General features: G+C 58.6%; 9 protein-coding genes. 1 reads left to right on the top strand and 8 read right to left on the bottom strand.

Going from position 1 to position 10,213, the window contains the following annotated elements; all coding sequences use genetic code 11:
• The 8 genes from P8O11_RS11035 to P8O11_RS11070 all read right to left on the bottom strand — a co-directional run.
• Positions 1–1,325: biotin carboxylase N-terminal domain-containing protein (locus P8O11_RS11035; protein WP_300294211.1), on the bottom strand; the 1,325-nt coding region annotated here is incomplete at its 3' end.
• Positions 1,318–1,743, bottom strand: a complete 426-nt coding sequence (locus tag P8O11_RS11040) for an ASCH domain-containing protein (RefSeq protein ID WP_300294212.1) — start codon at positions 1,741–1,743, stop codon at positions 1,318–1,320. The genes P8O11_RS11035 and P8O11_RS11040, both read right to left, overlap by 8 nt.
• A complete protein-coding gene (locus P8O11_RS11045; protein WP_300294213.1) occupies positions 1,740–2,198 on the bottom strand; it encodes a hypothetical protein in 459 nt (152 codons plus the stop codon). The genes P8O11_RS11040 and P8O11_RS11045 overlap by 4 nt, the downstream gene beginning before the upstream one ends.
• A 3-nt stretch (positions 2,199–2,201) precedes the next feature.
• Positions 2,202–3,806 (bottom strand): carboxyl transferase domain-containing protein, encoded by a 1,605-nt coding sequence (locus P8O11_RS11050; RefSeq protein ID WP_089888314.1) that lies wholly within the window; start codon positions 3,804–3,806, stop codon positions 2,202–2,204.
• On the bottom strand, positions 3,803–5,326 hold the full coding sequence (locus P8O11_RS11055; RefSeq protein WP_300294214.1) for an AMP-binding protein: 1,524 nt from the start codon (positions 5,324–5,326) through the stop codon (positions 3,803–3,805). The genes P8O11_RS11050 and P8O11_RS11055 overlap by 4 nt, the downstream gene beginning before the upstream one ends.
• A complete protein-coding gene (locus tag P8O11_RS11060; RefSeq protein WP_300294215.1) occupies positions 5,326–6,489 on the bottom strand; it encodes an isovaleryl-CoA dehydrogenase in 1,164 nt (387 codons plus the stop codon). Before P8O11_RS11060 ends, P8O11_RS11055 begins: the two co-directional genes overlap by 1 nt.
• Positions 6,490–6,698: 209 nt before the next feature.
• Positions 6,699–7,898 (bottom strand): DegT/DnrJ/EryC1/StrS aminotransferase family protein, encoded by a 1,200-nt coding sequence (locus tag P8O11_RS11065; RefSeq protein WP_300294216.1) that lies wholly within the window; start codon positions 7,896–7,898, stop codon positions 6,699–6,701.
• A 92-nt stretch (positions 7,899–7,990) separates the two neighbouring features.
• Positions 7,991–8,650, bottom strand: coding sequence for an HAD-IA family hydrolase (locus P8O11_RS11070; protein ID WP_300294217.1), 660 nt, complete (start codon positions 8,648–8,650; stop codon positions 7,991–7,993).
• A gap of 108 nt (positions 8,651–8,758) precedes the next feature.
• On the opposite strand from P8O11_RS11070, the gene glmU reads away from it, so the two are divergent.
• A complete protein-coding gene (gene glmU, locus P8O11_RS11075) occupies positions 8,759–10,114 on the top strand; it encodes a bifunctional UDP-N-acetylglucosamine diphosphorylase/glucosamine-1-phosphate N-acetyltransferase GlmU (protein WP_300294218.1) in 1,356 nt (451 codons plus the stop codon).
• Positions 10,115–10,213 lie beyond the last annotated feature (99 nt).

Here is a 10,213-nt window from a genome sequence, read left to right on the forward strand (position 1 = left end):
AGCCCCGTGTCCACTTCACCAGCCGCAAAGCCCTCATGAGCACAAAGTGCACCAAGGAAGCTCAGGTTTGTCACCGTCCCCGCCACTTGCGTCTCCGCAAGCGCCCGCGCCATGCGCTTCAGCGCGACAGCACGGCTCGGCCCGTGGATGATGATCTTGGCAATCATCGGGTCATAAAACGGGCTAATGGTGTCGCCCGTACGCACGCCACTGTCGGCCCGAGCGCCTTCAGGGAAGGCCAGATGCGCAAGCGTTCCCGTGGCAGGCAAAAAGCCTTTGGGAACATCCTCCGCATAGAGGCGGCTTTCAAAGGCGTGCCCCGTGATGGTCAACTCGTCTTGGCGCTTGGGCAAGCCCTCACCCGAAGCCACCCGCAACTGCCACTCCACCAGATCAACACCCGTGATCGCTTCGGTCACAGGGTGCTCAACCTGAAGTCGCGTGTTCATCTCCATAAACCAGAACCCATCGGCACGTAGTCCGCGCGAGCCGTCAACGATAAACTCAACAGTCCCTGCACCCTTATAGCCAATCGCCTCAGCGGCTTTCACAGCCGCATCGCCCATCGCGGCACGCATCTCGGCAGTCATCCCCGGCGCAGGCGCTTCTTCGATCACTTTCTGATGACGACGCTGCAGAGAGCAGTCCCGCTCAAAGAGGTGCACGGCTTTTTCGCCATCGCCAAACACCTGAACTTCGATGTGGCGTGGCTGGGTCACAAACTTCTCAATAAGGACATCTTCGTTGCCAAAGGCGGTCTTGGCTTCGCCCTTCGCGCTCTCAAGCGCATCCATAAACTCGGCAGGTTTCTCGACAAGGCGCATTCCCTTGCCGCCACCGCCCGCCACAGCCTTGATCAGCACAGGATAGCCGATACCATCTGCTGCGCTTGCAAGATACTCTGGGTCTTGGTTCTTGCCGTGATATCCGGGCACAACAGGCACACCTGCCTCATGCATCAGCGCCTTGGCCGCGTCCTTCAGGCCCATGGCCTTGATCGCGCTGGCCGACGGCCCAATAAAGACAAGCCCCGCCGCCTCAACAGCTTCTACAAAATCGGGGTTCTCACTCAAAAAGCCATATCCAGGATGGATTGCCTGAGCGCCCGTCTCTTTGGCCACACCAATCAGCACATCGCCGCGCAAATAGCTCTCGGCCGGAGCTGAGCCACCGATATGCACAGCCTCATCCGCCAGCGCCACATGTTTGGCCGCGCGGTCGGCGTCTGAATACACAGCAACAGTCCGCACCCCCAGCGCACGCGCGCTCTTAATCACACGGCAAGCAATCTCGCCTCGGTTCGCTATCAGAATCTTCTCAAACATCGTGTCCTCCAAAATCTTCAACAACGCGGAACCGCTCGCACATCAGCTCCATCTCAGGGTCAAACCCTCCGTTGCGGCGAAAGTAGGCCTCATAGCCCTGCCGCCAATGTTCCAAATTGCGAAACTCGCCCTGAGCCGCGACAAACTCTTCGTCCATATCGCCAAAGCGGCGGGTGGTGACTTCGACAGTCTCCACCATCACAGCAGGCGCGCCGTCCCACTCCAGCGCAACATCACGCCGCCCCACTTCGGGCATTTCGTCGCCGCCCTTGCCATAAACACGCAGCGCCTCGCAGGTGGCTGTCTTCTTGCCGCTGCGGATCAGAGCGAGAATACTGTCGCATAGCTTTTTGCTGTCACCAAAACGGAAGGTCTCCGCCTCGGGGTTTGCATCGATAATCTCTTGTAGAGTTTTCATTCTGGCCCCTTAAAGCTGCGATAGCGGTGACGGTAAATCAAATTGGCGCGTGCGCTTGTAACAAGGTAAACGGCAATCGCCCCTGACGCCAAAAGCTGCACCAGTCCCAAGGCGTTCAGGCTGCCAATGCCTGTCACGAGCTGATAGCCAGATGTGCCGAACAAAAGCACAATCAGCGCAACCGCAAACGGCACGCGAAAGTAAAGCCCCAGAGCACCAAGCATAGGCACGAGCGACGAAAGCAAATAGAACGGCGCATAGCCAAACTGGGTAAACTCATAAAAGCGCAGCCCCGCCACAGCGACAAGATAGAGCACGATGACATAAAGCACGGCCCCCAGCTGTCCCTTCGGGTGCGCTTGCGCCATCTCGCGGCTGACATAGACCCAGCGCTCGCCCGTCACTGGGTCGCGCACACCATAGTCAAACTGTCCTGTCTCGGGCATCTCTTTCATCGGTTACATCCGGAACACGCCAAAGCGTGTCTCCTCAATGGGTGCATTCAGAGCCGCGCGCAGCGACAGCGCCAGAACATCTCGGCTCTTGCGCGGATCAATGATACCATCGTCCCAAAGCCGCGCGCTGGCATACAGCGGGTGCGCCTGCTCTTCAAACATATCAATCGTCGGCTGCTTGAACTTGGCCTCTTCCTCGGCAGACCAAGTGCCACCCGTGCGTTCGATCCCGTCGCGCTTCACCGTGGCCAGGACACCAGCCGCCTGCTCGCCCCCCATCACAGAGATACGCGAGTTCGGCCAGCTCCACAGGAAGCGTGGGCTATAGGCCCGCCCAGCCATGCCGTAGTTGCCAGCCCCAAAAGAGCCGCCCACCAGCATGGTGATCTTTGGCACAGAGGTTGTTGCCACCGCTGTCACCATCTTCGCACCGTGGCGCGCGATGCCCTCGTTCTCATACTTACGCCCAACCATAAAGCCTGTGATATTTTGCAAGAACACCAGCGGGATCTTGCGCTGGCTACAGAGCTCGACAAAATGCGCGCCCTTCTGGGCCGCTTCGGAGAACAAAACCCCGTTGTTGGCGATGATCCCCACAGGACAGCCCTTCACATGCGCAAAACCAGTGACCAGTGTCTCGCCATAGCGTGGCTTAAATTCATCAAAGCGCGAGCCGTCCACCGTGCGCGCAATCACTTCGCGAATGTCATAAGGCGTGCGCAGATCTGCAGGCACAACGCCAAAGATCTCTTCAGGGTCATAGGCAGGCTCTTCCGAGGTCTGCCAGTCCACGCTCATGGGCCGCTGACGGTTCAAATGGCTCACGGCACGGCGCGCCAGCGCCAAAGCATGCGCATCATCTTCTGCGAGGTAATCCGCCACACCCGAGAGGCGCGTATGCACATCCCCGCCACCCAAGTCTTCAGCTGTGACAACCTCGCCCGTCGCAGCCTTTACCAAAGGGGGCCCCGCCAAGAAGATTGTCCCCTGCTCTTTAACAATGATGGTCACATCAGACATGGCAGGCACATAAGCGCCCCCAGCCGTGCAAGACCCCATAACCACGGCAATTTGCGGAATGCCCTTGGCGCTCATCTGGGCCTGATTGTAAAAGATACGCCCGAAGTGGTCACGGTCAGGGAAAACCTCGTCCTGCTGCGGCAGGTTCGCCCCACCACTGTCGACCAAGTAGATACAGGGCAAGCGGTTCTCCTGCGCAATCTCTTGGGCGCGCAGATGCTTCTTTACCGTCATAGGGAAATAGGTGCCGCCTTTAACGGTGGCATCGTTGCAAACGATCATGCATTCCTGCCCCGAGACCATACCGATCCCCGCAATCACCCCCGCCGCAGGCGCGGCATTGTCATACATCCCATGCGCCGCCGTCGCGCCGACCTCCAGAAAAGGGCTCCCAGCATCCAAGAGGTTGGCCACACGGTCACGCGGCAGCATCTTGCCACGGCCCACATGCCGCTCACGCGAGCGTTCACCGCCCCCCAGCGCTGCAGCCTCCGCCGCCTCTCGGACAACACGTAGAGCTTCAAGATGCCCCTCGCGGTTGGCCTTAAACTGCTCGCTCGTCGGGATCGCTTGGCTTTGCAACTTCATGTCTTTTCCTCCTCGGCAGCCCGTGCCTTCAACTCTTTGCGGATCACCTTGCCAGTCACAGTCATCGGCAAGGCCTCCAGAAACTCAACTTCGCGGGGGTAGCTATAGCTCGCCAGCCGCGTCTTGACCCATGTTTGAAGCTCCTCAGCGCTCGCCTCCGCTCCGTCTTTCAAGACAACATAAGCCTTCACAATCTCGTGGCGCAGCGCGTCGGGCTTACCCACAACCCCCACAGTCGCCACCGCGCTATGGGTCATCAGGCAATCTTCAATCTCCGCAGGACCAATCCGATAACCACCAGAAGAAATCACATCATCCTCACGTCCCAGAAAACGAATGAAATCGCCCTCCATAACGCCGCGGTCCCCCGTCACGAGCCAGTCGCGGCGAAACTTCTCCGCCGTGGCCTCAGGCTTGTTCCAGTATTCAAGCATCATACTCGCAGCACCGCGCTTCACGGCAATGTCGCCCTCGCCGTCCGTCACCTTGCCACTCTCGTCGATCACTTGAACATCAAACCCGGGCACAGCCTTGCCTGTCGCCCCGCCGACAGGCGCAAACAGCGCTCCACAGGAGGACACAGACATGTTGCACTCGGTTTGCCCGTAAAACTCGTTGATGCTTACCCCAAAGGCCTTGCGCCCCCATGCGAGCATCTCCGCGCCGAGCGGCTCGCCGCCAGACGCCACTGAGCGCAAACCAGATATCTCCTGATCCTCCACCTTCAGCATTCTGAGCGCCGTAGGCGGGAAGAACACATTGCGCACGCCGCCCTCGCGGCAAATCCGCTCCGCTTCTTGGGCTGTAAACTTGGGCAGGCGCGCCGCCACCACTGGCACACCCAGCGCCAAACCCGGCATCAGCACATCAAACAACCCACCGATCCACGCCCAATCCGCAGGCGTCCAGATCACATCGCCGTCTTGGTCGAGAAAATCATGGCTCATCTCAACCCCTGGCAAATGCCCCGTGAGCATACGGTGCGCATGGAGTGCCCCCTTGGGCTTGCCTGTCGTACCACTGGTGTAAATCAGAACCGCTGGCTCCTCAGTCCCCGTATCGACCATCTCCACATCACCCGCAGGCAGATCATAGGGCAACAGTGCCTCAGCCAAGCCGCCGAGCATCTCAGCGCCGTCCGCATCCGTCACAACAAGCGTTAGCCCACTGTCCCCGATACGGCTCTCCAAAGCATCGCGCTGAAAGAGCTTGAACAGCGGCACAGAAATCGCCCCGATCTTCCAGATCGCAATATGCGCCGCCGCGCACCACGCATCCTGCGAGAAGAGAACGCCAACACGATCGCCGCGCTGAACCCTCTTTGACAGCGCGAGCGCCAAGCGCGCCGCCATAGCCGACAGCTCACCATAAGTGATGTCGCGCCGCGCAGCCGACAGATCAATGATCGCAACCTGCTCGGAGGGCTGCGCCAAAACCTGCGCCGCCATATTGAGCCGCTCGGGGAGCGCCCAGTGAAAGCCCTCCCGAAGCGCCTCATATGTCGCGGCGCGAGGCAGCATCAGAGATACATCCCCATCAGCTCACGGCCAATCAGCATGCGGCGGATCTCGCTTGTCCCCGCACCAATCTCCATGAGCTTGGCATCTCGGAACATGCGCCCGCAGGCGTTGTCGCTGAGGAACCCAGCGCCGCCAAAGGCCTGTACGGCCTGATGCGCCACAACCATGGCCTCCTCAGACGCGTAAAGACAGCACGCCGCCGCATCCTGACGGGTGATATCGCCACGGTCGCAAGCGCGCGCGGCTTCGTAAACATAAGCCCGTGCGGAGTTCATCTTGGTGTACATATCGGCAATCTTGCCCTGCATCAGCTGGAAGTTGCCAATCGGCTGACCAAACTGCTTGCGCTCGGCCATATAGGGCATGACCTCATCCAGACAAGCCGCCATGATCCCCGTTCCGATGCCCGCAAGCACGACGCGTTCATAATCAAGCCCCGACATCAACACGCGTACACCCTTGCCCTCTTCGCCAAGGACGTTCTCGAACGGCACCTCAACGTCCTCAAAGACGAGCTCCGCCGTATTGGAGCCGCGCATCCCGAGCTTGTCAAAATGCGGGGACGTGCTGAAGCCTTTCATCGATTTCTCGACGATGAAGGCCGTGATCCCCTTGGGCCCTGCGTCAGGATCTGTCTTGGCATAGACCACAAGCGTTTCCGCGTCAGGGCCGTTGGTGATCCAGTATTTGGAGCCGTTCAGAACAAAGCGGTCGTTGCGCTTCTCGGCTCTGAGCTTCATCGAAACAACATCAGAGCCAGCGCTCGGCTCGCTCATCGCCAAAGCGCCGACATGCTCACCGCTCAAGAGCTTGGGCAGATATTTCACCTTCTGCTCATGGGTGCCGTTCAACTTGATCTGATTCACACAGAGGTTGGAATGCGCACCATACGAAAGCGACACAGAAGCACTGGCGCGCGCGATTTCTTCCACAGCGATCACATGGGCAAGATAGGACATCCCCGCGCCACCGTATTCTTCGGGTGTTGTAATGCCAAGCAGACCAAGCTCACCCATCTCCTGCCAAAGTGCGTTGGGAAATTCGTTGGACTTGTCGATCTCAGCCGCCATCGGCTTGACGCGCTCTTGCGCCCAACGATGCACCATCTCTTGCAGGGCGTTCACATCCTCGCCCAAATCAAACTTCATTGATCCCATGAACATGAGCTTGCTCTCCATTTATTGAACACTTGTTCATTTCTTAACGCAGACCGCGATTCGTGGCAACCGTTAAGGCAGGTCTCAGGTTTCGCCCCACGCGCTTCGCGCGCGGGCCGACACGCTGGGGGCTTTGCCCCCAGACCCCCAGGATATTTGAAAAGAGAAGAAGCTGTCTGTGCGGTTGGGAGGCGATGTCGTCTTATTTAACGTGCCTAGGCTGTGCCCGCCTGAAACACAGCACTCACCTCGGCCTTGATAATCCGCGCGATCAACTCACAATCTGCAAGGCTAAAGGTCAGCGGCAGGCGCATATCGACAATGCCTTTCAGAATTCTATCGCTTTTGGGCATCGGCGCGCTCGGCGCATAGCGCCAACTGTCATAGCGACTGGTGAACCCCTTTGGCTCGGCCCCACCAAACCACTTGAGCTCGACACCGCGCGCCGCACAGCGCGCAAGCACGTCTGCGACGGCCGCATCCGACCAGTCCAACAGGAGAAACTGGATCGAAGAGCCAACATATTGCTCCTCCTCTGGCCGCGGGACGACTGTGAGACCTGCTGTCCCGCTAATCCCAGCTTCAACAGCACGATATCGCGCGTTCCATGCCTCGCACTGGCTCTCTAGCCGCGCAAGCTGCGGGCGCAAGATGGCCGCGCGCAAATGATCCATGCGTCCAGAAACATTGGGCGTCTGGTATTTGATCTCAGCAAAGGCTTCAGGTGGCGGCGCAGCCACATGGCGCTCAAAGAGCATGTAGGAGCCCGAAAGCATGATGGCGCGCGCCGCAACTTCGGCATCATCCGTGATAAGCAGACCGCCCTCGCCCGAGTTCATATGCTTGTAGGTCTGCGTCGAGTAACACCCGATGATCCCGTCTGTTCCAGAAAGCCGCCCCTTCCAACGTGCACCCATTGTATGCGCACAATCTTCAATCACGCGGATGCCCTTGGTGTCACACAGCGCCATCAAAGCATCCATATCCGCAAGATGCCCCCGCATATGACTGAGCATGAGCACATCCGCCTGATCGGCCTTGGCCGCAAGATCTTCAAGATCAATCGTCAGGCTTTCCGTCACCCCGACAAAAACGGGCACAGCTCCAACGCTCGCAATCGCCCCTGGCACTGGCGCGAGCGTGAAGGCATTGGTCAAAACCCTATCGCCCGGCTTCACCCCAAGCGCACGCAAGGCGCAGCCCATGGCGTATCCGCCCGAGGCCACAGCAAGGCAGTATTTCGCCCCCATTGCCGCAGCGAACTCCAGCTCAAGATGCGCGACTTCGCCCAGCTCACCCTCCGCAAGGTTGTAACGATGCAACCGCCCCGTACGCATCACGGCAATTGCGGCTTCAATCCCCTCTTCGGGGATTGGCTCCTGTTGGGTGAAACTGCCTTTAAATATCTCGCTCATGGAGCCTTATTGCGCCTCTCTCATGGGTGCGTCAATCACACAGTCGATAATTTCAGTTTCCCAAAAATCCAGTTTTCAAACCCACGAATACCCTATCGCAGAAGCGCGCGCGCTATCGCTGGCAAATCCGCAAAATCATGCAGCAAGGCTTCTGGCTCCAGTGCAGCCATATCTTCGCCAGACGGCCCGAATGTAACCAAGACCGACGGCACTCCCGCCGCGCGCGCGGTGTTGCGGTCGGTGTCACTATCCCCCACCAACAGACAGCGCTCAGGATGCCCGCCTGCGCGGCGCGCTGCCTCAAACAAAGGCTCAGGGTCAGGCTTGCGCACAGGCAGCGTATCCGCGCCCACAAGGCTCGCAAAGCGGTCAAGCGCCCCCAAGCGGCGCATCAGCTCCACAGCCAACGCTTCGGGCTTATTGGTACATATCCCAACGCCAAAGCCATCTCGCTTCAAAGCCTCCACTGCCTCCAAGGCCCCGTCATAAAACACAGTGCGACGGTCTAGATCCGCAGCATAGGCCTCTAGCAGAACGGGATAAAACGCCTCAACCACCGCCTCATCAGGCCGTCCCAGCCGCTCAAGCCCGGCGCGCAGCATAAACTTCCCCCCGCGCAACGCGACGCCCGCATCAGCCTGCGTGAGTACATCTCCCTCGCCCATCTGCTGAAAGCAAGCGTTGGCCGCAGCGAGCAAATCGCCACTGGTGTCCGCCAATGTGCCGTCCAAATCAAAAATAACCGTTTCCATGTTAACACTCCCTTTGACATATCCCGCAACAATGCTTGATACGTGCCCCCTTGTGCTTTGCTCTAGAGCGGATAAAACGGGCCGGACTAAAAAAGGCAAGTAAAACCCATGAGTATCAACCTGGTTATTCTCGCCGCGGGCAAAGGCACGCGGATGAAATCTGACAGCGCAAAGGTGCTTCACAAGGTTGCGGGGGCGCCACTTCTGATCCACGCAATGAAAGCTGGCACCAGCCTTGAGCCACAAAATATTGTGATTGTGGCAGGCCATGAAGCCGACGCCGTGAGCGCCGCGGCTCTTGCCTATGACGAGAGCGCCCAGATTGTTCTGCAAACAGAACAAAAGGGCACGGGTCACGCTGTTCTCTGCACCAAAGATGCGCTCCAAGGCGCCACGGGCGATTTGCTTGTAGTCTATGGTGACACACCGTTTATCAGCCCCGAAACACTCGACACCATGCGCTCCGCCCGCGCGCGCTTTGACATTGTGGTGCTCGGTTTTGAAGCCGCTGACCCCGCCCGCTATGGCCGCCTTGTGATGAATGGCAATACGCTGGAACGGATCGTTGAATTCAAAGATGCGTCAGATGAAGAACGCGATATAAGCTTTTGTAATAGCGGAGTTATACTCTGCTCAAAAGCACATATTTTTGAGCTGCTCGCGCAGGTTACAAATGACAACGCAGGCGAGGAATACTACCTCACTGACATCATCGGTCTGGCTCGCGCCGCGGGCCTCTCTGCAACTGCGGTGGCCTGTTCAGAGGCAGAAACCATGGGGGTCAACTCCCGCTCGGATCTCGCGGCCGCAGAGTCCGCCTTTCAGGCCCGCGCCCGCGCTGATGCGCTCGCTGCAGGTGTAACACTCACGGCCCCCGAGACAGTTTTCTTTGCCCATGACACATACGTTGGCCCAGATACAATCATCGAGCCCAACGTGATCTTCGGCCCAGAAGTCACCATCGAAAATGGCGCCCACATTCGTGCATTTTCCCATCTCGAGGGCGCACATGTCAGTCGTGGGGCGGTTGTTGGCCCCTACGCCCGCCTGCGCCCAGGTGCGGAGCTGTCTGAAAACGTACATGTCGGCAATTTCGTCGAGATCAAAAACGCAACCCTCGCTGAGGGTGCCAAGGCCAATCACCTTACCTACATTGGCGACGCCACAATAGGCGAAGGCACCAACATTGGTGCAGGCACAATCACCTGCAACTATGACGGCGTCTTCAAACATCACACCCATATCGGCGCACGCGTCTTTATCGGCTCAAACACCATGCTGATTGCGCCTGTCTCAGTGGGAGATGAAGCGATGACAGCCACAGGTGCAATCGTGAACAAAGATGTGCCCGATGGGGCCCTCGCGATCTCACGCATTCCGCAAGACAACAAACTAAATCTCGCGCGCAAGCTCTTTGACACACTCAGAGCCAAAAAAGCCCGGCAACAAAACGAGGACGAGTAAGATGTGTGGTATCGTAGGTGTATTGGGCGAGCACGAAGCTGCGCCCCTTTTGGTGGAATCTCTCAAGCGGCTTGAATACCGCGGCTATGACAGTGCCGG

Origin of the sequence: Lentibacter sp., from assembly GCF_029254145.1 — a bacterium.
Classification (GTDB): domain Bacteria; phylum Pseudomonadota; class Alphaproteobacteria; order Rhodobacterales; family Rhodobacteraceae; genus Lentibacter.

What these genes read in the sequence shown, in the direction of transcription:
- P8O11_RS11055 (WP_300294214.1), bottom strand. Translation starts at nt 5,326, where the DNA reads ATGCTGCCTCGCGCCGCGACATATGAGGCGCTTCGGGAGGGCTTTCAC.
- P8O11_RS11065 (WP_300294216.1), bottom strand. Translation starts at nt 7,898, where the DNA reads ATGAGCGAGATATTTAAAGGCAGTTTCACCCAACAGGAGCCAATCCCC.
- P8O11_RS11060 (WP_300294215.1), bottom strand. Translation starts at nt 6,489, where the DNA reads ATGTTCATGGGATCAATGAAGTTTGATTTGGGCGAGGATGTGAACGCC.
- glmU (WP_300294218.1), top strand. Translation starts at nt 8,759, where the DNA reads ATGAGTATCAACCTGGTTATTCTCGCCGCGGGCAAAGGCACGCGGATG.
- P8O11_RS11050 (WP_089888314.1), bottom strand. Translation starts at nt 3,806, where the DNA reads ATGAAGTTGCAAAGCCAAGCGATCCCGACGAGCGAGCAGTTTAAGGCC.
- P8O11_RS11040 (WP_300294212.1), bottom strand. Translation starts at nt 1,743, where the DNA reads ATGAAAACTCTACAAGAGATTATCGATGCAAACCCCGAGGCGGAGACC.
- P8O11_RS11045 (WP_300294213.1), bottom strand. Translation starts at nt 2,198, where the DNA reads ATGAAAGAGATGCCCGAGACAGGACAGTTTGACTATGGTGTGCGCGAC.
- P8O11_RS11070 (WP_300294217.1), bottom strand. Translation starts at nt 8,650, where the DNA reads ATGGAAACGGTTATTTTTGATTTGGACGGCACATTGGCGGACACCAGT.